This is a genomic window from Clostridium kluyveri, assembly GCF_001902295.1.
In the GTDB taxonomy this organism is placed as follows: Bacteria; Bacillota; Clostridia; order Clostridiales; family Clostridiaceae; genus Clostridium_B; species Clostridium_B kluyveri_B.
On the sequence record NZ_CP018335.1, the window covers coordinates 273800 to 298179 of the forward strand.

Consider the following 24380-nt stretch of genomic DNA (forward strand, 5'->3'; position numbering starts at 1 on the left):
TATGTCAAAATACAAAATGAACATAATGGGCAAAATTGCTTTGCAAGATTATAGCAGCATACAAGATTATATGTCAATAGTGAATAGAGATGATGATTTAACCATAATTATAGATAAAAATGATGATGAAGATATAAAAATCATATGTAATATGTTAGAGAACAAAAATTTTGTAATTAGTTCAAGTAAAGTTTGTGATGGAAATAAACATTATATAAGAGCATTTAAAAATATAGATTGAAGTATAATTTTTGGCGAATTATATGATATAATAAAAAATTATAAGAGTGTATATAAAATTTTAATATATAATTTCTTAAATTAAAAGGAGATAAATAGTATGGTTAAGTTATATTTAGTAAGACATGGGGAAACTATATGGAATATAGAGAGAAAAATGCAGGGCGGCATGAAAGATTCACCTCTGACTAAGAAAGGTATTGAACAGGCGAACTTATTAAAAAATAGAATGGAGAATATAAATTTTGATATAATATATTCAAGTCCATTAGAAAGAGCAGTAAAAACTTCTAGAATAGTAGCAGCACAGAGAAATATACCTATAATAAAGGATGACAGACTCATGGAAATAGATATAGGAGAATGGGGAGGATTGACTAAAGAAGAAGCTAGAGAGAAAAATCCAGAACAGCTTAATAATTTTTGGACAAACCCTAAAATGTACGTTCCTATTGCAGGAGAGAGCTTTTTACAGGTGAAAATTAGGGCTATATCTCTGATAAAAGAAATTATTAGTAAATATGAAGGCAAGAGTATTTTAATTGTAACTCATACTGTAGTATTAAGAATTCTGATGGCGTATTTTGAAAATAGACCTCTAGATGAGTTGTGGGAAGGTTCTTATATTCACCAGGCAAGTTTAAGTGAGGTTGAAATAGAGAATGGATGTTATAATATTTTGTTGTATGGAGATACATCACATCTAGGAGAGGTAAAAAGTGTAAATACAATATAAAATTATAGCATATCTTAGAAATATGGAGAAAAATATATTTAAATTTGGTATTTGATTAAAAAATACTGAATTTAAATATATTTCAATGTTGATTTAATATTTAATTAATAATATTATTAAATAAAGTCAAAGAAAGTCAAAGTCAAGAAGGTGATGAATTGGCAAGATTATCAGATATAATAGAAGAATTCATAAAGGATATGTTTAATAATGGTAATAATAATGATGAGCTTCAGATTGGAAGAAATGAATTAGCAAATCATTTTAGTTGTGCCCCCTCACAGATAAATTATGTATTAACTACTAGATTTACTATGGATAAGGGATATTATATAGAGAGTAAACGAGGAGGGGGCGGGTATATAATTATAAAGAAAGTAGAGCTTAACTGCAATAAGAATTTACTTGATATTATAATAGAAAGAATAGGAGATAGTATAACTTATAATGCGGGAGCACAAATTATAGAGGGATTATTTGAGGAAGAAATTATAACAGAGAGAGAGGCCATAATATTAAAGGCAGTTATAAATGACAGAACATTAAATACTATGATGGAAAATAAGAATAAATTAAGAGCAGATATATTGAAAGCCTTGATGCTCATTATATTCAATACCCCTAAATTTGTTATTAATAGATAAATATGTGATATAATATTATTATAATATTATATTTACATGTGTGGGAGTGATGATATGCTTTGTGATATATGTAAAAAAAATGATGCCACAGTTCATGTGACGAAAATAATAAATGGACATAAACAAGAGATCAATCTGTGTGAAAAGTGTGCAAAGGAAAAAGGAGAATTGAGTTTTGTACCCTCAATAGATTTTGTTTCTTCATTTGGATTTCAGAATATTTTAAGTGGAATTATGGATTATATGAGTAGTGGGAATAATGAGCAATACAAAACTTTCGATATACGTTGTAAAAATTGTAATACATCCTATAGTGAATTCAAAAAGACGGGACTTGTAGGATGCAGTGAGTGTTATAAAAATTTTACTAATATTTTAGAACCAATAATTAAAAGAGTACAGGCAAATTTAGATCATACAGGTAAAGTTCCTAAAAAAACAGGGAAAAATATTATAGAGAAAAAAAATCTTGTGAAATTAAAAGAAGACCTTCAAAAAGCAGTATCTTTAGAAGAATATGAAAAAGCTGCCACTATAAGAGATAAAATAAAAGAGATTGAAAAACAAGTTCATTTAAATAAAGACAGCAAAAAGGAGGAGTAGTTATGAATAATTGGGTGACTACTTATGAAGATCATAACTATGGCTTGGTAATAAGCAGCAGGATAAGATTAGCCAGAAATTTAGCTAAAATTCCCTTTTCACATAAATTAAATATAGAAGAAAGTAAAAAAGTAATTAAAAATGTAGAAAATGCCTTTTATACATTTTCAAATACGGAAGAAAAGTTTAAGAGTAATTATTTATGGAATAAAAATGACAATGAGAAAAATATTTATCTAGAAAAGCATCTTATAAGTAAAAATTTGATAGATAATTCATCTAAAGCAGCTTTTATATTAGATGATAAGGAAACCATAAGTATTATGATAAATGAAGAGGATCATGTGAGAATTCAGTGTATAACAGGAGGTCTAAATTTAGAGGAGGTATATGATGTAAGTGAAAAAATAGATGATTTATTAGAAGAAAATTTGGAATATGCTTTTGATGAAAAGCTAGGATATTTAACAGCATGTCCTACTAATGTAGGAACGGGACTTAGAGCTTCTGTCATGCTTCATTTACCTTCACTTTCTTTAAATAATCAAATAAATGGATTGTTAAATGCATTAGCTCAAGTTGGTATGACTATTAGAGGATTATATGGCGAAGGTTCAAAAGCTATAGGAAATATATATCAGATTTCCAATCAGGTAACTTTAGGCCGTAGTGAAGAAGAGATATTAAGTAATTTAAAAGCTTTAGTTCTTCAAATAATAAACCAAGAAATAATTTCAAGAGAGAATCTTATGAAGAAATATAAATATGAGTTAGAAGATAAAATTTATAGAGCACTTGGAGTATTGAAATCTGCAGTGCTTCTAAACTCAAGTGAATGTTTAAAGCTTTTATCAGATGTAAGATTAGGAGTAGAGATGGGGATAATTAAAGATGTAAATGGTATAACTTTAAATAAACTCTTGGTGGAATCCCAGCCGGCTACAATACAGAAAATATACGGAGAGAGTCTATCAAATAAAGATAGAGACTTTAATAGGGCCAAATTTGTTAGAGAAAAATTAGCTGTAAATACAGCTTGAAAAGGAGAGTGAAATACATTATGATGTTTGGAAGATTTACAGAAAGAGCACAAAAAGTATTAATTTATGCTCAAGAAGAGGCACAAGCACTCCAACATGGTTATGTGGGCACAGAGCACATACTTTTGGGAGTATTGAAAGAGGATGGAATAGCTAAAAACTTTTTAAATAACATGAATATTACTATAGAAACAGTAAGAAGCTTTATAGAAGAATATGAAGGCAGAGGAGAGATTGATTTATACAATAAGGAAATACCTCTTACTCCAAGAACAAAAAGACTTTTGGAGTTGAGCTTATTTGAAGCTAGAAATTTAAATCACAACTATATTAGTCCAGAGCACATTCTACTTGCGTTAATTAGAGAAGCAGAGGGAGTCGCATTTACTATTTTAAATAATTTAGGTGCTGATTTTAATAAGTTAAGAAAACAGCTTATAGATTCTCTTTCAGGAGAACAATCTGTTAGTTCAAATAATTCTAAAAAAGAAAATGGAGAGCCTACTCCAACCTTAGACCAATTTGGCAGAGACCTAACTGATATGGCAAGAGAAGGAAAATTGGATCCAGTTATAGGTAGAGAAAAAGAAACTCAGAGAGTTTTAGAAATATTAAGCAGAAGAACTAAAAACAATCCTTGTCTTATAGGAGATCCAGGAGTAGGTAAGACAGCCATAGCAGAAGGATTGGCAGAAAAAATAGTGGCAGCCAATATACCCGAACTTTTAAAAGGAAAAAGAGTAGTCACTTTGGATCTTTCTTCAATGATAGCAGGTTCCAAATACAGAGGGGAGTTTGAAGAAAGACTTAAAAAAGTTATGGAAGAGATAAGGAAATCAGGTAATGTAATATTATTTATAGATGAAATTCATACCATAATAGGAGCTGGAGCTGCAGAAGGGGCTATAGATGCTTCTAATATATTAAAGCCGGCTTTGGCTAGAGGAGAAATACAATGTATAGGAGCAACCACTATAGATGAATATAGGAAGTATATAGAAAAAGATGCTGCGCTTGAGAGAAGATTCCAGCCTATATTAGTAGGAGAACCTACTAAAGAAGAAGCAGTCCTGATATTAAAAGGTTTAAGAGATAAATATGAAGCCCATCACAGAGTGAAAATAACGGACGAAGCTATTGAGGCTGCAGTAAATTTATCTGATAGATATATTACAGATAGATATTTGCCGGATAAGGCTATTGATCTTATTGATGAAGCGGCTGCTAAAGTAAGAATACAAAATTTGATTGCTCCACCGGATTTAAAGAATTTAGAAGCTGAATTGGAAAAAGCAACTAAAGAAAAAGAAGATTCCATTAGATTACAAGATTTTGAAAAGGCTGCTAAGTTAAGAGATATAGAAAAGGAATTGAAAGATAAGTTAGAAGGATTAAAAACTAATTGGAAAACTAAAAAAGAGGTATCTACACTATTAGTAGGAGAAGAAAAAATTGCTTCTGTAGTGTCACAATGGACTAATGTACCTGTAGAAAAATTAACCGAAAAAGAATTACAGAGATTATTAAAATTAGAAGATATTCTTCATAAAAGAGTAATAGGTCAGGATGAAGCAGTTAAATCTATAGCAAGGGCAGTAAGAAGGTCCAGGGTTGGACTGAAAGATCCTAAGAGACCTATAGGTTCATTTATATTCTTGGGACCTACTGGTGTTGGAAAAACTGAACTATCTAAAGCACTGGCAGAGGCCATGTTTGGTGATGAAAATAATCTTATAAGAATTGACATGTCTGAATATATGGAAAAACACACCGTATCTAAACTTATAGGATCCCCGCCAGGATATGTAGGATATGATGAGGGAGGACAGCTTACGGAAAAGGTAAGAAGAAATCCTTACTCAGTAGTATTATTTGATGAAATCGAAAAAGCACATCCTGAGGTATTTAATATACTGCTACAAATACTTGAGGATGGAAGATTGACGGATGGAAAAGGAAAAACTGTAAACTTTAAGAATACTATAATTATAATGACATCCAATGTAGGGGTATCTACTATTAAAAAGCAAAAATCTATGGGATTCACTATTGTAAATGATAATGAAAAACAAGATGAGTATAATAAAATGAAAGACAATATAATGGAAGAATTGAAAACTTCTTTTAGACCTGAATTTTTAAATAGAATTGATGATATTATAGTATTCCACCAATTACAAGAAGATGATTTAAAACAGATAGTAAAGATTATGTTAAATGATGTTTCTATGAGACTTAAAGAGAAGGAGATAGACATTAACTTTAATGAAAAAGCACAAGAATTGTTAGCAAAAGAAGGATTTGATATAACTTATGGAGCAAGACCACTTAGAAGAGCTATAACTAAGACTGTAGAAGATAAACTTTCAGAAGAAATGTTAAAGGGTAATGTTAAAAGAGGAGATAAGGTGGAAGTAGCTGTTCAAGGAGAAGAGTTGACTTTTAATAAAGTTGACTAAAAACAAATAAAAATAAGCTCCATTCTCTATAGAAAGAGTAGGAGCTTATTTTTATGGAATTTTAAATAGTTTTAAAAAAATTATATAATTTTTCACAAAACTATTTAATTATATTGTATAATTATATCTTATATAGGAGGAGATGATTACATGGTGAAGAAGAAAACTATCTTTATATGTCAACAATGTGGATATCAATCTCCAAAGTGGCTAGGGAAATGTCCTAGTTGTAATAATTGGAATAGCATGATAGAAGAACTTAAACCAACTAAAGGAGCATATCCTCCAAATTTAGGATTTGGAAGTATGCCAAAAAGCATAAATGATGTAAAATCTGGTGAGCATGAAAGACTGGATACCGGCATAATGGAATTAAATAGAGTTCTTGGAGGAGGTATTGTTAGAGGTTCTATTACACTTATATCAGGAGCTCCTGGTATTGGCAAATCCACATTACTTTTACAAGCGGCTAGTAATATTGCAGATAAATATGAAAAAGTACTATATGTTTCTGGAGAAGAATCAGAAGAGCAGATAAAAATGAGAGGGGATAGGCTTAACTCCTTATCAAATAATCTTTATGTGGTTTCTGAGACTAATTTAGATAAAATAGAAAGTTATATAGAAAAAAATAAACCTACCTTTGTAGTCATAGATTCTATACAAACTTTATTTAAAGAATATGTAAGTTCTGCGCCAGGGAGTGTATCTCAAGTTAGAGAAACCTCCAATCATATTATGCGTATAGGAAAGTCAAATGGTATATCTTTTTTTATAGTGGCACATGTTACAAAACAGGGTGAACTTGCAGGGCCTAGGGTATTAGAACATATAGTTGATACTGTACTATCTTTTGAAGGGGAAAGAACGGAAGAGTTTAGAATACTTAGAACGGTAAAAAACCGATTTGGTACCACAAGTGAAATTGGTGTATTTGAAATGGCAGAACATGGACTCAGGCAAATATCCAATCCCTCTACAGCATTTTTAGGAGATAGGGACTTTCAGAAAGAAGGATCTATAGTTATTGGGATAATGGAAGGCAGAAGACCTATATTAGTTGAAATACAGGCTTTAGTTAGTGAGACTAGGGCAGTTATTCCAAGAAGAACAGCAGTAGGTGTGGATATATCCAGGTTAAATTTAATTTTAGCAGTATTAGAAAAAAAGATTAAAATTCCATTTTATAATTGTGATGTTTATGCTAATGTAGTAGGGGGACTTAAATTAGAAGGTACATTTGGAGATTTAGGATTAGCACTGGCTCTTATATCCAGTTCTAAATCTAAAGAAATGAGTTTAGATAATCTTTTGGCAGTAGGAGAAATAGGTCTCACGGGTGAAATCAGGCCAGTATCTTTCTGCGATAGAATTGTAAGTGAAGCAGAAAAAATGGGATTTAAAAATATATTAATACCAAGTAGAAATAAAGAGAAAATAAATAATAAGAAAATAAATATTATAGGTATATCTTCTTTGAAGGAATCCTTAAATAAAGTTTTTTGATTAGGGTGATAATTTTGAGATTAGAAAAAGAAAAGGAACTTAAAAGTATATTAAAACTTTTAGCTCCTGGAACTCAGCTTAGAGAAGGGCTCGAAAATATATTGAGAGCTAAAACTGGCGGGCTTATAGTGCTTGGAGATAGTGAACAGATATTAAAAGTAGTAGATGGTGGATTTGCTATTAACTCAGAGTATAGTCCTTCTTATATATATGAACTTGCAAAAATGGATGGTGCTATAATACTTAGCAGTGATTTAAAAAAGATACTATATGCAAATACTCAGCTTATTCCAGATTCAACTATTCCTACCTTTGAAACTGGAACAAGGCATAGAACAGCGGATAGAGTGGCCAAACAAACAGGAGTTATAGTTATTGCAATTTCTCAGAGAAGGAATGTTATAACGGTATATAGGGGACATATTAAATATGTTTTGAGGGACAGCAGTGTTATGCTTGGAAGAGCCAATCAGGCACTTCAAACTTTAGAGAAATATGTAGCTGTATTAGATAGAGTTGTCAATAATCTTAATATTCTTGAATTTCAAGACATAGTTACATTATTTGATGTAATGACAGCTATTCAAAGAACTGAAATGGTAATGAAAATAGTATCTGAAATTGAAATATACATATGTGAACTAGGGAATGAAGGAAGACTAATTTCCATGCAATTAAATGAACTTATTAAAAGTGTTGAGCGAGATGGGATATTAATGATAAGAGATTATTGTCAGACTGATATGGATTATGATGATATATATAAACAAATTCAAGAAATAAGCTCTGATGATATTTTAAATCTTGATTTTATCTCCAGAGCTATGGGATATGTGGGAGTACCGTTGGTTGATACACTTGTATCACCAAGGGGATATAGAATGTTAAGTAAAATTCCTAGAATACCAGCTACTGTAATAGATAATTTAGTTAAAAATTTTAAAGAATTGAAAGGGATTATGGAAGCCTCTTATGAAGACCTTGATAGAGTTGAAGGAATAGGTGAAGCCAGAGCTAGAGCAATAAAAAATGGGCTGAGGAGACTTAGAGAACAAATTATGATAGATAATAAATTTTAGCACAAAATAATATTTGATATTATTTTGTGCTAAAAATTATCTAAAAGAATATTTCCCTAAAGTATTTATTTTATCATATTCTTTTAAAAGTATATCGTATAGGTTTAAATCAAGTATATTACATAAAGAAGTAAGATAAAATAGATTATTTCCTATTTCATTTTGTATCACATCTCTACAGTTATCACACAGAGAGCCTTTTGTATGTGTATTTAAACAATTTTTTAAAAATTCAATATTTAAAGTGTTGTCTTCAGATAGGTGCTGTTTTTTAGCGCAAACTTCTATGCATCCACAATTGGTAACAGATTTTGCGATGGCTCTGTTTATTCGGGCATTTGATTCTTGAAATTTAGTAATTATATCTAAAATACTCTTATGTCTTAATAATGATTCACTTACAGCATTTTGAAAGTCGTCAAATATTATATCCTTCATCCAGTTCAACTCCTTATATAGATTTAGCATATTATCTACAATATTTAAATGTAGTGTCAAAAACATTTGTTAGTAAAATAAATTTATTCTTAAGTTCTATAATACCATATTTTACTAACAATAAATATATATTTAAATTAGAAATTATACTATATAACTTATATAAACAATAGTTTTCGTAAAATGTATTTATAAATCTATGAAATTTACTTTATATATATAATAAACTAATAGTCCCATTATTGATAGGGGGAATTGTATATAAAATACTTGAGGATTATTTTTATACAGATATATTGATTAAATAAATTATTTAAGTAAATAATTTATTAAATAAAACTAGTTTTATTGAAAAAAGTGTCCACTTAATATATTATATTAAGTAAATAAAATGAAAAAAATGTAATTAACGTATAAGGAGGTGTATTTATTGTTAAAAAAGATACTTAGAGGGCTTTTTACAATAATAGGCTTAATATTGGGATATTTGGTAGGAGATGTTGTTATAAATTCTGAGTATTTTACCCAAATATTTTATGTGAGTGATAATCCTATAAAAAAGATCTTATTTTTAATTTTATTAACTTTGTTTTTTGGAATTATACTATTTTTAATATCACCTTGGATTAATTCAGTTATTATGAAGATTATGGATTATATTGAAAAAAACATTCAAAAACTTCCTGCAACAGAAATACTATTAGGGGTGGTAGGAGCATTAATAGGCCTTCTTATATCATCAGTATTTCTCAATTTATTGGCGAAGGTGCCTATTATAGGGGCTGTGCTGGCAGTGATAGTAGCTGTACTTATGGCTGCTCTAGGAGCTAATATAGCCATAAGAAAGAGAGAAGAACTTATGTCCTTGCTATATAATATTGGGTATAGGAGAGTTCAAGGAATTAATAAAGATAAAAAAGTTAAAGATGAGTGTGAACAAAAGGTATATCCTAAGGTTCTGGATACTTCTGTAATAATAGATGGCAGAATATTTGATATATGTCAAACTGGATTTGTTGAAGGACCATTAATAATCCCAGATTTTGTATTAGCAGAATTGAGACATATAGCAGATTCTTCAGATGGATTAAAGAGAACTAGAGGAAGAAGAGGACTGGATGTATTAAATAAAATACAAAAAGAGCTAAATATTGATGTTCAAATATATGAAAAAGACTTTCCTAACATTGCGGAGGTGGATAGTAAACTTTTGAAGCTTTCACAGGTATTAGATGGCAAGGTAGTAACAAATGATTATAATTTAAATAAGGTTGCAGAATTTCAGGGAGTACCGGTACTGAATATAAATGAACTTGCTAATGCAGTAAAACCTGTGGTACTTCCTGGAGAAGAAATGAATGTTCAGATAATTAAAGATGGAAAAGAATCAGGACAGGGTATAGCTTATTTAGATGATGGTACCATGATAGTTATAGAGGGAGGAAAAAAGTCTATAGGAGAAACAAAAGATGTAGTAGTAACGTCTGTACTACAAACTGCAGCGGGAAGAATGATATTTGCAAAACAAAAAGAGGAGTTACAACCTTATGAAAAGTAACTATGCCGTCATTGTAGCTGCAGGTAAGGGAAAAAGAATGAAAATGCCAATTAATAAACAATTTATTTGTATTCAAGGTAAACCGATCTTGTATTATTCTATTAGTGTATTTTCAAAAAATCCAATAGTAGATAAAATTGTATTAGTATGTGCTGAAGATGAAATTGAATATTGTAAGCAAGAGATAGTTAAAAAGTATGATTTTAACAAGGTAGTTAAAATAGTTAGTGGAGGAAAAGAGCGGCAGGATTCGGTATTCAATGCATTAAAAGTGTTGGAGAATTGCAATGTGGTTTTAATTCATGATGGAGCAAGACCATTTGTTACAGATAGGATAATTGAAGATGGAATAAAATATTCCAATATGTATGGGGCCTGTGCCTGTGGAGTTGTACCTAAAGATACCATAAAGATTAAAGGCAAAGAAGGATTTAGTTATAAAACGTTGGAAAGGAAGGAATTATTTACAGTTCAAACTCCTCAGTGTTTTAACTATGATTTAATTTATGATTGTCATAAGAAACTTGCAAACAATAAAGTTCAAGTTACTGATGATACTACAGTAGCGGAATACTTTGGAAATAGAGTTTATTTATATGAAGGAAGTTACGATAATATAAAGATAACTACACCTGAAGATTTAATTATAGCAGAAAATATATTTAAAATACATAAATATATATAAATTAAGATGGAACCTTGCAGTTTTATGTACTTAATATAAGCTGCAGGTTCTGTTTATATTAAAGAATAATGGACAGTATATGAATGGGGCTTAAATAAGTTCTAATAATGTGATAAAATATTTAAGGAATTAAAATTAAACATTTTATGATATTAATTATATGATATTAGTGGATGGTATACGGATAAGATTAAGGGAGGTATAAAGGTTAGTGAGAATTTTTAATACAATGACTAGAAGAAAAGAAGAATTTGTTCCTTTGATTCCAGGAGAAATAAAAATGTATGTATGTGGTCCTACAGTATATAATTTTTTCCATATAGGTAATGCCAGAACTTTTGTTGTGTTTGATACTGTAAGGCGATATTTTGAATATAAAGGTTATAAGGTAAATTTTGTACAAAATTTTACTGACATAGATGATAAAATGATAAAGAAGGCAAATGATGAGAACATAACTGTACAGCAGCTTGGAGATAGATTTATAGATGAATATTACAGGGATGCAGATGCTTTAAATATAAAAAGAGCTACAGTAAATCCAAGGGCTACACTTTATATATCTAAGATAATTGAGTTTATACAGGATTTAATAGATAAAGGTTATGCTTATTCAGTAGATGGAGATGTATATTTTGATGCAAAAAAGTTTAATAATTATGGCAAACTTTCAGGACAAAATATTGAACAACTTCAATCAGGAGCTAGAATAGATATAGATGAAAGAAAAAAAAATCCTATGGATTTTGCAGTTTGGAAGAGTGAAAAGGAAGGGGAACCTTCATGGGAAAGTCCTTGGGGAATGGGAAGACCTGGGTGGCACATAGAGTGTTCTTGCATGGCGTATAATATATTAGGTGAAACTATAGACATACATGCAGGGGGTTCTGATTTAAAATTTCCACATCATGAAAATGAGATAGCTCAAAGTGAGGGTAGAACAGGGAAAGTATTTGCTAAGTATTGGATGCATTCTGCATTTGTAAATATAAATAATCAGAAAATGTCTAAGTCCTTAAATAATTTCTTTACTACACGAGAGATTTTGGATAAATATGAACCAGATGTTATAAGGTTATTTATGTTATCCGGTCATTATAGGACTCCTATAAATTTTAGTATTGAACTTTTAGATTCTACTAAATCAGCATTAGATAGAATTTATAATTCGATTATAAATTTAGAAGAACTTTCAAGTAAAGTTAAGAATGATGGAATATTGGATAGTGAAATAAAATATAAAGAACATCTAAATAGTTACAAACAACGATATATAGAGAAGATGGATGATGATTTTAATACTGCAGATGCCATATCAGTGATTTTCGATTTAATAAGAGATATAAATACTAATGTAGATGAAAATTCATCCATGGAGATAATTAAATGTTCACTTGATCTAATAAGAGAATTAGGTTTTCCTCTTGGAATACTTCAGAAGTCTAAAAGGGGAAGTATAGAAACAGAAGTTGAACTTTTAATAGAAAAAAGACAAAAAGCTAGAAAGGATAAGAATTGGGCATTAGCAGATAAAATAAGAGATGATTTAAAAGATAAAGGAATAATCTTAGAAGACACTTCAGATGGAGTAAGGTGGAAAAGGATATAATTTATTTATATAACTTAAATCAGGAGAAATTAAATGGAGAGTAATTTACTGAAAATAAAATTTGATAAGGTAGATATTAGGCAACTGAATCCCCTTACACTTGCATTTGTGGGAGATGCTGTATATGATGTACTTGTTAGAACTTATTTAATAAATAAGTTTCAAAGTATATCTGTTCATAATCTCCATGTTAGAGCCATAAAGTTTGTAAAAGCTCATTCTCAAAGTGAAATTATAAAGAGATTGGAAAAACAATTATCAGAGGAGGAGCTTTATTTTTTTAAAAGAGGAAGAAATGCCAAATCTGGAACAGTTCCTAAAAATGCAGATATACAAGAATATAGATTTGCAACGGGATTTGAAACTTTGATAGGTTTTTTATATTTAACCGGTGAAGTGGATAGATTAAATTACCTATTCGAATTTATAATCGCTTTGAATGATAAGGGCGAATTTTAGGATAAAAAATGATTAAATTAAAAGGTAGAGATATGAAAAATAAGTATAGTGTTTTAAGGCATAAAAACAAAATAGAAAATTTCAAAAGTGAGTCCCAATTTAGGGAAGATTTAATTGAAGGAAGAAATGCAGTTATGGAAGCTTTAAAGTCTGACAATGTAACTATAGAACAAATTTTTGTATTAGATGGAAATATGTCAGGTTCTATAAATACCATATTTGCAATTGCTAAGGAAAAACATATAGTTGTAAAAAAAGTGGATAAAAGAAAGCTAGATAGAATTTCTCAAACGGGAGTACATCAAGGGGTAATTGCAAAAGTAACCCCTTATAAATACTGTGAATTGGAAGACATACTGGATTATGCCTCAGAAAGAGGAGAACCTCCTTTTATAATTATATTAGATGAGATACAAGATCCTCATAATTTTGGAGCTATAGTAAGAACAGCAGAGGTATCTGGAGTTCATGGAATTATAATACCTAAAAGGAGAAATGTTGGTATAACTCCTACGGTATATAAGTCTTCTGCTGGAGCAGTGGAATATATGAAAATATGTAAAGTTACAAATTTAAATACTATAATAGAAAAACTAAAAAAAGAGAATATATGGATATATGGGGCCGACATGACGGGAGAAAACTATTGCTTTGATGTTGATTTTAACAGTTCCATAGCTTTAATCATAGGAAGTGAAGGAAAAGGAATATCAAAGCTGACCAAACAAAAATGTGATAAGTTAGTGAAGATACCTATGATGGGTAATATATCCTCCTTGAATGCTTCTGTGGCAGCAGGCATGTTAATGTATGAAATACTAAAGCAAAAAATGAAAAGTGATAGAAATTGAGAATTATTTTTGTAGATGGATATAATGTAATAAATAGTTGGCCTGAATTAAATGATATAAAAAATTATAGTTTTGAAGCTGCAAGACAGCAACTTATAGAAACCTTAAGTAATTATGCAGCTTATAAAGGATATAGTATTTTTATAGTATTTGATGCCCATATGGTGGCAGGAAGCTTGGAAAAAAGGGAAAAAGTTAGCGAAAATGTTGAGGTAATATTTACTAAAGAAAATGAAACAGCAGATTCTTTTATAGAGAAAACGGTCAATAGAATAGGACGTAGAAGTGAAGTATTTGTGGTAACTTCTGATTCTTTAGAACAACAAATAACATTTCAAAGAGGAGCTGTGAGAATGTCTTCTATTGAATTTTATCATGAAGTTAAGCAAATAGAATCAAAAATAAAAAGCAAAATTGAGAATAAATATTCTAAACAAAAACATACTTTGGAGGATAGAATAGCAAAGGATATGCTGGAAAAACTTGAAAAAATTCGCAAAAGTCGTTGAAATCTATTGACTATAAATTTAATTTTAATGTATAATTAATTTATGTTCTTTATATTTGTTTTGGAGGGGATATCTTGGTTGATATGGGTTATAATGGTAAGAAAATTTCCTCCTTTGAAGAAAAATTGGATGAGGAAGTAGTTATTCAAGCAAAAGAAGGAGATGTAAGAGCTCAAGAATACATGATAAATAAATATGAAAATTTTGTTAAATCCAAAGCAAAATCCTATTTTTTAATTGGAGCAGACAAAGAAGATATTTATCAAGAAGGTATGATAGGGCTTTATAAAGCAATAAGGGATTTTAAAACAGATAAATTATCGTCCTTTAAAGCTTTTGCTGAACTCTGTGTGACACGTCAAATAATAACAGCCATAAAAACTGCTACCAGACAAAAGCATATTCCATTGAATACGTATGTTTCTTTAAACAAACCTATATATGATGAAGAATCTGATAGAACCTTATTGGATGTTTTATCGGAAGCTAAAGTTGCAGATCCAGAAGAATTAATAATTAGTAGAGAAGAGTTAAAGCATATACATAATGAAATAGGTGAAGTGCTGTCCAGTTTGGAAATGGAAGTTCTTATGTCTTATTTAGATGGTAAATCTTATCAGGAAATTGCTTGTGATTTGGATAGACATGCTAAATCCATAGATAATGCTTTGCAAAGGGTTAAAAGAAAGTTAGAAAAATGCTTAATTAATAAATAGGCAGGATAAACGCATGTTAAAGAATAAGTGTTGATTTTTTAATATATTTATTAAATTTTAAAATAGTCTAGAATCAAAGGGTAATGAATTTCATGTGTTTGTCCTGAATAAATAGAAAATACATATTGACAAAAAAATATACTTGTATTAAAATTGATAATCGGTATGTAGCGTTTATTAGTATTAAAGACAAAGGTTTTAGGCGGGAGTAGTTCAGTGGTAGAACACCAGCTTCCCAAGCTGGCTGTCGCGGGTTCGAGTCCCGTCTTCCGCTCCAATTAAAATTGCCCATGTAGCTCAGTAGGCAGAGCGTCACCTTGGTAAGGTGGAGGTCACCAGTTCAATCCTGGTCATGGGCTCCAATTTATATGGTAATTTTATGAAGTTCTTACAACACACCAGGATGAGTTTACTTAAATAAAATGTGTAACAAACAAGGAGGAAGAAGTAATGTCAAAAGAAAAGTTTGAGAGAACAAAACCACATGTAAACATAGGAACAATAGGACACGTAGACCACGGTAAGACAACATTGACAGCAGCAATAACAATGGTATTAGCAAAAGAAGGTAAGGCATCAGCAACAAAGTATGATGAAATAGATAAGGCACCGGAAGAAAAAGAAAGAGGAATAACAATAAATACAGCACACGTAGAATATGAGACAGAAAGCAGACATTATGCACATGTAGATTGTCCAGGACATGCAGACTATGTAAAGAACATGATAACAGGGGCAGCACAAATGGACGGAGCAATACTTGTAGTAAGTGCAGCAGATGGTCCAATGCCTCAGACAAGAGAACACATACTGCTGGCAAGTAGGGTAGGGGTACAGTATATAGTAGTGTTTTTAAATAAATCAGACCAGGTAGATGATCCTGAATTAATAGAATTAGTAGAAATGGAAGTAAGAGAACTATTAAGTGAATATGGATTCCCAGGAGACGATGTTCCAATAGTAGTAGGAAGTGCATTGAAGGTAATTGAGAACCCAGATGATGCAGAAGCAACTAAATGTATATATGAATTAATGGAAGCAGTAGATACTTATATACCAACACCAGAGAGACCAGTAGATAAGCCATTCTTAATGCCAATAGAAGATGTATTCACAATAACAGGAAGAGGAACAGTAGCTACAGGAAGAGTAGAAAGTGGAGTGCTTAAGGTAGGAGACGAAGTAGAGATAGTAGGATTAAAGGAAGAGAAGAAGAAGACAGTATGTACGGGAGTAGAAATGTTTAGAAAGCTTCTAGATCAGGCTATGGCAGGAGATAATATAGGAGCATTATTAAGAGGAATACAGAGAGAAGAAATAGAGAGAGGACAGGTATTATCAAAGCCTGGTTCAGTAAAGCCACATAAGAAATTTGTAGGTCAGGTGTATGTATTAAAGAAAGAAGAAGGCGGAAGACACACACCATTTTTTAATGGATATAGACCACAGTTTTATTTTAGAACAACAGATGTAACAGGTTCAATATCATTACCAGAGGGAGTAGAAATGGTAATGCCAGGAGATCATATAGATATGAATGTAGAACTTATAACACCTGTTGCAATGCATGAAGGATTGAGATTTGCAATAAGAGAAGGTGGCAGAACAGTTGGTTCAGGTGTTGTTACTACAGTGTCTGAATAAGTGTGTTAAGGACTGGGTTCTAGACCTAGTCCTTTTGAAAGTGTAGAGTAGTATTTCTTCACCCGAACCCAAGAATCACTTGATAATTTTCAATAGCATTGACATAAAAACTAAGTTGTGATAAATTGTTTAAGTAATGTATTAAGTTAAAGGTGAATTTTTAGTTGAACATAGAGTATATATGAACTTATATTTACACTTTACCTGGGAGGTGTTAAAGAAATGAGAGTAAAAGTGATATTAGCATGTACAGAATGTAAACAGAGGAACTATAACACAATGAAGAATAAAAAGAATAATCCCAATAGATTAGAAATAAAGAAATATTGTCCGTTTTGTAATAAGCATACAGTTCATAAACAGACTAAATAATATTTAAGATGCACAGGTTAAAAATTTTGAGGATGTGAACGAAATGTCTGCACGTGATAACGCCAAAAAAGTTGATAGGCAAGTTACGCCTGAAGGGGGATTCTTTAATTTTTTTAAAGGATTAGTGGTGGAATTTAAAAGGATAACTTGGGCCTCTAAAGAAGATGTAAAGAAAGCAACAATAGCTGTTATTGCATTCTGTAGTATTTATGTAGTGATTGTTGCGGTGATAGATTTTGGATTGAACTCTTTAGTTAAAACTATTTTAAAATAAGAAAGAATAAGGAGGTAAGGGATAAGATACTATTCTGTCCCTAAAGTTATGGCAGATAAAGCTAAGTGGTATGTAGTTCATACATATTCTGGTTATGAAAATAAAGTTAAGATGAATCTTGAGAAAACTATAGAAAACAGAGAACTATATGATTGTATAGACGATGTTCAAGTGCCTATGGAAGAACAAGTTGAAATTAAAGATGGAAAAAAGAAAATAACGTTAAAAAAAATATTTCCAGGATATGTTTTAGTGCACATGATAATGACTGATGATTCTTGGTATGTAGTTAGAAATACTAGGGGAGTTACAGGGTTTGTTGGACCCGGATCTAAACCTGTACCGCTTACTGATGAAGAAGTAAAAGATATGGGCATTAATGAAAAACTTGTAAATGTAGATATATTAGTAGGAGAAAATGTAAAGGTAAGGTCTGGACCACTAGAGAACTTCTTAGCTGTCATTCAAGAGATAAATATTGAAAAAAGAAAAGTTAAAGCTTTAGTTAATATGTTTGGCAGGGAAACTCCTGTTGAGCTTGATTTTAATCAAATAGAAAAAATAGAATAATTTATAAAATTTAAACTTTAAAAATAAGTGGTATAAAATAGATTTCTTATATAACCACATTATAGGAGGTGTATATATTTATGGCTAAAAAAGTAGTGGGAATGATAAAACTTCAGCTTCCAGCAGGAAAAGCGACTCCAGCTCCACCGGTAGGTCCGGCCCTTGGGCAACATGGAGTAAATATTATGGGCTTCTGTAAGGAATTTAATGCTAAAACTGTCAAACAAGAAGGATTAATAATTCCAGTAGTGATTACTGTATATCAAGATAGATCATTTAGTTTTGTATTAAAAACTCCACCTGCAGCAGTATTACTTAAAAAAGCAGCAGGAATAGAAAGTGGTTCTGGTGTACCAAATAAAACTAAGGTTGCTAAGGTTACTGAAGAACAAGTTAAACAAATTGCTGAAACTAAAATGGTAGATTTAAATGCTTCATCTGTTGAAACTGCTATGAAAATGATAGCAGGAACTGCAAGAAGTATGGGAATAACTATAGAAGGATAATTAATTGAAGTGTAGTGGAAGGTGTAATACCGTTATTACCACAAGGGAGGAATTAGAATTGGGAAAAAAATACAAAGAAAGTACTAAGCTTATTGACAGAAAAACACTCTATACACCTTTAGAAGCAATGGAGCTTGCATTAAAAACAGCAAAAGCTAATTTTGATGAAACTATAGAGTTATCGATAAAGCTTGGAGTAGATCCAAGACATGCAGATCAACAGGTGAGAGGAGCCGTAGTTCTTCCTCATGGAACTGGTAAAAAAGTTAGGGTTTTGGTGTTAGCTAAAGGAGATAGAATTAAGGAAGCAGAGGATGCTGGAGCTGACTATGTAGGGGCAGAAGAATATGTTGAAAAGATTCAGAAGGAAAATTGGTTTGATTTTGATGTAGTAGTGGCAACTCCAGACATGATGGGAGTGGTAGGAAGATTAGGTAGAATATTGGGACCTAAAGGATTAATGCCAAATCCAAAATCAGGTACGGTTACTTTTGATGTGGCAAAAGCTATTCAAGAAATTAAAGCTGGTAAGGTTGAATATAGAGTAGATAAAACATCTATTGTTCATGTACCTATAGGGAAAAAATCTTTTGAAGTACAAAAGCTTTTAGATAATTTTCGTGTGCTAATGGAAGCTATAATAAAAGCCAAACCATCAGCTGCTAAGGGACAATATTTAAAGTCTGTGGCAGTTTCAAGTACTATGGGACCTGGCATAAAAATAAATTCAGTTAAGGTTTTGGAATAATATTGACATAAATAGTCAGTTTATATATAATGTTAAAAGTCGAATAAGTATATTTTCCTTAGACAATAGGTGCAAAATGCGTAACGGTAAAACCAACCTATCCAGGATTCCAATATAAAGTAAAGGTGGTCTCTCTGTGTCTATAGGGAGGCTTTTGATTTTTATATATGTTTAAAATTAATATATTCTAGACCGTTAGGAGGTGGGTATAAAGTGAGCAAAAATAAAGAGTTGAAGCAAGCTAAAGTTGAAGAAATTAAAGATAAAATGGAGAAAGCAGAGAGTATAATATTTGCTAAATATCAAGGGTTAACTGTGGAAGAAGACACTAGCCTTAGAAAAGAGTTAAGAGAATCAGGTATAGAGTATAAAGTTTATAAAAATACATTATCTATAAGAGCTGCAAAAGAATTAGGCTTTGATAAACTAGAAGATATTTTTGTGGGGCCAGTGTCAATAGCTTTTGGATATGATGAACCTACTACACCAGCAAGAATTCTTAATGACTTCTCAAAAAAATATAAAGCATTAGAATTAAAGGGTGGAGTTGTACAGGGAGAAATATTTGATGTAGATAAGGTTAAACAACTTGCTACTATACCATCAAAAGAAGTTCTTATTGGAAAATTACTTGGAAGTTTCAAGGCTCCATTGTCAAACTTCGTATACTTATTGAGTGCAATTGAAGAAAAGAAAAAATCAGAAGAAGCTTAATTTTAGAAAAATTTTGGAGGTGTCTATAATATGAGTAAAGAAGAAATCATTCAAGCTATAAAAGGAATGAGTGTTCTAGAGTTAAATGAATTGGTAAAAGCATGTGAGGAAGAATTTGGTGTAAGTGCTGCTGCTCCAGTAGCAGTAGCTGGCGGTGCAGTAGCTGGCGGTGGGGATGCAGCAGAAGAAAAGACAGAATTTGACGTAGTTCTTAAGGCCTCAGGTTCAGAAAAAATAAAAGTTATAAAAGCAGTTAGAGAAGTAACAGGATTAGGATTAAAAGAAGCTAAGGCTTTAGTTGATGGAGCACCTAAACCGTTAAAGGAAGCTGTAAGTAAAGAAGATGCTGAAGCTATAAAGACTAAATTTGAAGAAATTGGCGCTGAAATAGAATTAAAGTAAAAATTAATAACATGTTATAAAGGAGGTGCTTTAATACAAAGTACCTCTTTAATAGTTTTAATAAATTTTGGAATTTTATCATTGACAATACTTTTATACTGTGATAAAATAATAAATCGCATTGATTAGTTATGAATTTAAATTCTAATGCTTTAAAATTTAACATAATTTGAATTAATTATAATAAATAGGGTATAATATTTTGATGGCAGTTAATAAATCCATAAACATACATATGAGAGAAGTATCGGTGTTTTTGGTTATTTTTAGTTTATACGAGGGGTGAAAAATCAATGGTACATCCTGTCCGAGTTGGTAAAAGAACGCGAATGAGTTTTTCTAGGCTTAAGGAAATAGGCCATATGCCTAATCTAATTGAAGTTCAATTAGATTCCTATAACTGGTTTTTGAAAGAGGGACTTCAAGAAGTATTTGAAGACATTAATCCTATTCAAGATTATACGGCAAATCTTAATTTAGAGTTTGTAGGGTATAAGCTGGATATGGATAATATTAAGTATTCTGTGGAAGAATGTAAAGAAAGAGATTCTACTTATGCAGCACCTTTAAAGGTAAAGGTGAGATTACTTAATAAGGAAACTGGTGAAGTTAAAGAACAAGAAGTTTTTATGGGAGATTTTCCTCTTATGACAGAGCAAGGGACTTTTATAATCAATGGGGCTGAAAGGGTTATAGTTAGCCAACTTGTTAGATCACCAGGGGTATATTATGATGTGTCAGTTGATAAAACTGGTAAAAATCTTTTTTCTTCAACTGTAATACCTAATAGGGGCGCCTGGTTAGAATATGAAACTGACTCTAATAATATAATATATGTCAGAATAGATAAAACAAGAAAATTACCTATAACTATTCTTGTTAGAGCCATGGGCTATGGAACGGATACAGAAATTACTAATTTTTTTGGAGAGGATGAAAGATTAAAGGCTACAATTGAGAAGGACAATACTAAAACCCATGAGGAAGCCTTACTTGAAATATACAAAAGATTAAGACCAGGAGAACCGCCTACAGTAGATAGTGCACGTTCACTCATTGAATCTTTATTTTTTGATCCAAAAAGATATGATCTTTCAAGAGTAGGAAGATACAAATTTAACAAGAAACTATCACTTCATCTTAGAATTGTGAATCAAATATCCGCTGAAGATGTGGTGAACCCAGAAACAGGGGAAATACTTGTTCAAAAAGGTGAGAAGATAGATAGAGAGAAGGCAGTTCAGATTCAACAGTGTGGAATAAATTCAGTAGATATTGAAATTGAAGATACCACATTGAGGGTTATAGGTAATAATTTTGTAAATATAAGTAATTTTATTGATTTTAATATAGATGATTTAAACATAAAAGAAAGTGTATACTATCCTGCCCTAAAACAAATTTTAGATAATTACAGCAGCGAAGAAAGCATTAGGGAACAAATAAAGAAAAATATTCATAATTTGATTCCCAAACATATAATTAGAGACGATATATATGCTACTGTCAGTTATGAATTAGGATTGGCTTATGGGGGAGTAGGACACACGGATGATATAGATCATCTTGGAAATAGAAGGCTTAGATCTGTAGGAGAATTACTACAAAATCAATTTAGGATAGGTCTTTCAAGAATGGAAAGAGTAGTTAAAGAGAGGATGACTATACAAGATCAAGAGGTAATAACACCTCAAGCTTTAATAAATATAAGACCAGTAGCTGCATCTATAAAAGAATTTTTTGGCAGTTCTCAACTTTCTCAATTTATGGATCAAACTAATCCCTTATCAGAACTCACACATAAGAGAAGATTATCAGCTCTGGGACCTGGGGGACTTTCCAGGGAAAGGGCTGGCTTTGAAGTTAGGGATGTTCATCACTCTCATTATGGAAGAATGTGTCCTATAGAAACACCAGAAGGACCTAATATAGGACTTATTAATTCTTTGGCTACTTATGCTAAAGTCAACGAATATGGTTTTATAGAGACACCATACAGAAAAGTAAATAAAAAAGAGAAAATAGTTACAAATGAAATTGTATATATGACTGCAGATGAAGAAGATGAGTATTTAATAGGGAGGGCAAATGAACCTATTGACGAAAATGGCAAATTTATAGATAGTAAAATTACAGTTAGAGATAAAGAAGATGTTATTGTAGTACCTGCTGAAGATGTTGATTATATGGATTTATCTCCAAGACAATTGGTTTCTGTTGCTACTGCTATGATACCATTCCTTGAAAATGATGATGCTAGCCGTGCTCTCATGGGATCAAACATGCAAAGGCAAGCAGTTCCACTTTTGAAGCCTCAAGCTCCTGTGGTAGGAACAGGGATTGAATATAAAGCAGCGGTGGACTCAGGAGTGCTTCCTAAAGCTAGAAATGCAGGGGTAGTATCTTATGTGTGTGCCAATGAAATACGAGTTAGAAGGGATTCAGATGGGGAAACTGATATTTACAGGCTTCTTAAATTTCAGAGATCTAACCAGGGTACATGTATAAATCAGAGGCCTATAGTTGAAAAAGGGGAAATAGTTCAACAAGGAACAGTTCTTGCTGATGGACCTTCTACTGATTTAGGAGAAATAGCGCTTGGAAAAAATATCAGAATGGGTTTTACAACATGGGAAGGATATAATTATGAAGATGCCATGCTTATATCAGAGGAACTTGTAAAAAAAGATGTATTTACATCAATTCACATAGAGGAATATGAATCAGAAGCTAGAGATACAAAGTTAGGTCCAGAAGAAATTACAAGGGATATACCTAATGTAGGAGAAGATGCATTAAAAGATATAGATGATAGGGGAATTATAAAAATAGGAGCTGAGGTTAGAGCAGGGGATATACTAGTGGGTAAAGTAACACCTAAGGGAGAAACCGAACTCACAGCAGAAGAGAGGCTTTTAAGAGCTATATTTGGAGAGAAGGCTAGGGAAGTTAGAGATACTTCACTTAGAGTACCTCATGGAGAAGCAGGTATAATTGTAGATGTAAAAGTATTTACAAGAAAAAATGGAGATGAACTTTCACCAGGAGTTAATAAACTAGTTAGATGTTATATAGCTCAAAAAAGAAAAATATCAGTAGGAGATAAAATGGCAGGAAGGCATGGTAACAAAGGTGTTATATCAAGAGTATTGCCAGAGGAAGATATGCCTTTTTTACCAGACGGCAGACCTCTTGAAATATGTTTAAATCCGCTTGGAGTACCTTCCCGTATGAATATAGGTCAAGTACTTGAAGTTCATTTAGGATGGGCTGCTAGTGAATTGGGGTGGCATATAGCAACTCCTGTATTTGATGGAGCCACAGAAGAAGATATTATAGAATGTTTGAAGAAAGCAGGATATAGGGAAGATGGAAAAACCATCCTATATGATGGAAGAACGGGGGAACCTTTTAATAGACCTGTAACAGTAGGATATATGTATATTTTAAAACTAGCTCATTTAGTTGATGATAAAATTCATGCCCGATCTACAGGACCTTACTCTTTAGTAACTCAACAACCACTAGGTGGTAAAGCTCAGTTTGGAGGTCAAAGATTTGGTGAAATGGAAGTTTGGGCATTAGAAGCCTATGGGGCTGCTCACACCCTCCAAGAAATACTAACGGTTAAATCAGATGATGTAGTTGGAAGAGTGAAGACCTATGAAGCAATTGTAAAAGGTGAGAATATACCTGAACCAGGTGTTCCAGAATCTTTTAAAGTACTTATAAAAGAGCTTCAAGCTTTGTGTTTGGATGTGAAGGTATTAAACGATGATAATCAGGAAATTAAATTAAAAGAGTCTGTAGATGAAGAAATAGAAAATTTAGATGTAAATATAGAAGGAAATGAAGACTTTGTTTTATCATCTCAAGATAACGATTATGAAGAGCCAGAAGAAAGTGATGAGGATGATGAATTAAATCTGGATTATGATGATTTGACTTTGGATGATTTGAAAGATGATCTAAAAATAGAAGATTTTAATGATGAACATTAGGAAGGGAGGATGTACCC

25 protein-coding genes, 2 tRNA genes and 1 other annotated feature are annotated in these 24380 nt (G+C 31.5%); of the genes, 26 read left to right on the plus strand and 1 reads right to left on the minus strand.

All coding sequences use genetic code 11. The annotated features are described in order from the left end of the window. Window position 1: 1 nt before the first annotated feature. From BS101_RS01570 to disA, 8 genes are all read left to right on the plus strand, one after another. Window positions 2-241: a hypothetical protein gene (locus BS101_RS01570; protein ID WP_073537233.1), complete on the plus strand. Its 240-nt coding sequence runs from the start codon at window positions 2-4 to the stop codon at window positions 239-241. A gap of 99 nt (window positions 242-340) precedes the next feature. Then, window positions 341-976 (plus strand): histidine phosphatase family protein, encoded by a 636-nt coding sequence (locus BS101_RS01575; protein ID WP_073537234.1) that lies wholly within the window; start codon window positions 341-343, stop codon window positions 974-976. Window positions 977-1134: 158 nt separating this feature from the next. After that, entirely contained in the window at window positions 1135-1620 is a 486-nt protein-coding gene (locus BS101_RS01580; protein ID WP_073537235.1) for a CtsR family transcriptional regulator, read from the plus strand. Between the two features lie 54 nt (window positions 1621-1674). Beyond that, window positions 1675-2223 carry a UvrB/UvrC motif-containing protein gene (locus tag BS101_RS01585; protein ID WP_073537236.1) on the plus strand — a complete coding sequence of 183 codons (549 nt, stop codon included), beginning with the start codon at window positions 1675-1677 and terminating at the stop codon, window positions 2221-2223. Between the two features lie 2 nt (window positions 2224-2225). Then, on the plus strand, window positions 2226-3263 hold the full coding sequence (locus BS101_RS01590) for a protein arginine kinase (protein ID WP_073537237.1): 1038 nt from the start codon (window positions 2226-2228) through the stop codon (window positions 3261-3263). A gap of 20 nt (window positions 3264-3283) precedes the next feature. After that, the gene (locus tag BS101_RS01595; RefSeq protein ID WP_073537238.1) at window positions 3284-5722 is read left to right on the plus strand and encodes an ATP-dependent Clp protease ATP-binding subunit; all 2439 of its coding nucleotides are present in this window, start codon (window positions 3284-3286) and stop codon (window positions 5720-5722) included. A gap of 150 nt (window positions 5723-5872) precedes the next feature. Continuing rightward, entirely contained in the window at window positions 5873-7228 is a 1356-nt protein-coding gene (radA, locus tag BS101_RS01600; protein WP_073537239.1) for a DNA repair protein RadA, read from the plus strand. A 14-nt stretch (window positions 7229-7242) separates the two neighbouring features. Then, complete coding sequence (gene disA / locus BS101_RS01605) at window positions 7243-8307, plus strand: DNA integrity scanning diadenylate cyclase DisA (RefSeq protein ID WP_073537240.1); 1065 nt, start codon at window positions 7243-7245, stop codon at window positions 8305-8307. A 36-nt stretch (window positions 8308-8343) separates the two neighbouring features. Here disA and BS101_RS01610 read toward each other — a convergent pair whose 3' ends face one another. Continuing rightward, on the minus strand, window positions 8344-8745 hold the full coding sequence (locus tag BS101_RS01610) for a DUF1573 domain-containing protein (RefSeq protein ID WP_073537241.1): 402 nt from the start codon (window positions 8743-8745) through the stop codon (window positions 8344-8346). 430 nt (window positions 8746-9175) lie between these two features. On the opposite strand from BS101_RS01610, the gene BS101_RS01615 reads away from it, so the two are divergent. The 18 genes from BS101_RS01615 to rpoB all read left to right on the plus strand — a co-directional run bounded on the left by BS101_RS01615 (window position 9176) and on the right by rpoB (window position 24363). Next, window positions 9176-10303: a PIN/TRAM domain-containing protein gene (locus BS101_RS01615; RefSeq protein WP_073537242.1), complete on the plus strand. Its 1128-nt coding sequence runs from the start codon at window positions 9176-9178 to the stop codon at window positions 10301-10303. Beyond that, a complete protein-coding gene (ispD, locus tag BS101_RS01620) occupies window positions 10293-10988 on the plus strand; it encodes a 2-C-methyl-D-erythritol 4-phosphate cytidylyltransferase (RefSeq protein WP_073537243.1) in 696 nt (231 codons plus the stop codon). The genes BS101_RS01615 and ispD overlap by 11 nt, the downstream gene beginning before the upstream one ends. Window positions 10989-11199: 211 nt before the next feature. Then, the gene (gene cysS, locus BS101_RS01625; protein WP_073537244.1) at window positions 11200-12597 is read left to right on the plus strand and encodes a cysteine--tRNA ligase; all 1398 of its coding nucleotides are present in this window, start codon (window positions 11200-11202) and stop codon (window positions 12595-12597) included. Window positions 12598-12630: 33 nt separating this feature from the next. Next, window positions 12631-13056, plus strand: a complete 426-nt coding sequence (locus BS101_RS01630) for a Mini-ribonuclease 3 (protein ID WP_073537245.1) — start codon at window positions 12631-12633, stop codon at window positions 13054-13056. A 32-nt stretch (window positions 13057-13088) separates the two neighbouring features. Next, on the plus strand, window positions 13089-13907 hold the full coding sequence (gene rlmB / locus BS101_RS01635) for a 23S rRNA (guanosine(2251)-2'-O)-methyltransferase RlmB (protein WP_073541022.1): 819 nt from the start codon (window positions 13089-13091) through the stop codon (window positions 13905-13907). Next, the gene (locus tag BS101_RS01640; protein ID WP_073537246.1) at window positions 13904-14416 is read left to right on the plus strand and encodes an NYN domain-containing protein; all 513 of its coding nucleotides are present in this window, start codon (window positions 13904-13906) and stop codon (window positions 14414-14416) included. The genes rlmB and BS101_RS01640 overlap by 4 nt, the downstream gene beginning before the upstream one ends. A gap of 83 nt (window positions 14417-14499) precedes the next feature. Further along, window positions 14500-15132: an RNA polymerase sporulation sigma factor SigH gene (gene sigH / locus BS101_RS01645; protein ID WP_041700891.1), complete on the plus strand. Its 633-nt coding sequence runs from the start codon at window positions 14500-14502 to the stop codon at window positions 15130-15132. Window positions 15133-15334: 202 nt separating this feature from the next. Next, window positions 15335-15409, plus strand: a tRNA-Gly gene (locus BS101_RS01650). A 9-nt stretch (window positions 15410-15418) separates the two neighbouring features. Further along, window positions 15419-15494 (plus strand) — tRNA-Thr (locus tag BS101_RS01655). Window positions 15495-15582: 88 nt separating this feature from the next. Then, a complete protein-coding gene (gene tuf, locus BS101_RS01660) occupies window positions 15583-16776 on the plus strand; it encodes an elongation factor Tu (protein WP_073537247.1) in 1194 nt (397 codons plus the stop codon). A 222-nt stretch (window positions 16777-16998) separates the two neighbouring features. Next, the gene (rpmG, locus tag BS101_RS01665; protein WP_011988789.1) at window positions 16999-17148 is read left to right on the plus strand and encodes a 50S ribosomal protein L33; all 150 of its coding nucleotides are present in this window, start codon (window positions 16999-17001) and stop codon (window positions 17146-17148) included. Between the two features lie 43 nt (window positions 17149-17191). Continuing rightward, complete coding sequence (secE, locus tag BS101_RS01670) at window positions 17192-17422, plus strand: preprotein translocase subunit SecE (protein ID WP_073537248.1); 231 nt, start codon at window positions 17192-17194, stop codon at window positions 17420-17422. Window positions 17423-17470: 48 nt separating this feature from the next. Continuing rightward, window positions 17471-17992, plus strand: coding sequence for a transcription termination/antitermination protein NusG (nusG, locus tag BS101_RS01675; RefSeq protein ID WP_011988791.1), 522 nt, complete (start codon window positions 17471-17473; stop codon window positions 17990-17992). 80 nt (window positions 17993-18072) lie between these two features. Beyond that, entirely contained in the window at window positions 18073-18498 is a 426-nt protein-coding gene (gene rplK / locus BS101_RS01680; RefSeq protein WP_011988792.1) for a 50S ribosomal protein L11, read from the plus strand. Between the two features lie 58 nt (window positions 18499-18556). Further along, window positions 18557-19246, plus strand: a complete 690-nt coding sequence (rplA, locus tag BS101_RS01685; protein ID WP_011988793.1) for a 50S ribosomal protein L1 — start codon at window positions 18557-18559, stop codon at window positions 19244-19246. A gap of 38 nt (window positions 19247-19284) precedes the next feature. After that, window positions 19285-19413 (plus strand) — a sequence feature (ribosomal protein L10 leader region). A 46-nt stretch (window positions 19414-19459) separates the two neighbouring features. Beyond that, window positions 19460-19960, plus strand: coding sequence for a 50S ribosomal protein L10 (gene rplJ / locus BS101_RS01690; protein WP_073537249.1), 501 nt, complete (start codon window positions 19460-19462; stop codon window positions 19958-19960). 30 nt (window positions 19961-19990) lie between these two features. Continuing rightward, window positions 19991-20362, plus strand: a complete 372-nt coding sequence (gene rplL, locus BS101_RS01695; protein WP_073537250.1) for a 50S ribosomal protein L7/L12 — start codon at window positions 19991-19993, stop codon at window positions 20360-20362. A 293-nt stretch (window positions 20363-20655) separates the two neighbouring features. Beyond that, entirely contained in the window at window positions 20656-24363 is a 3708-nt protein-coding gene (gene rpoB, locus BS101_RS01700) for a DNA-directed RNA polymerase subunit beta (RefSeq protein ID WP_073537251.1), read from the plus strand. Window positions 24364-24380: the final 17 nt, after the last annotated feature.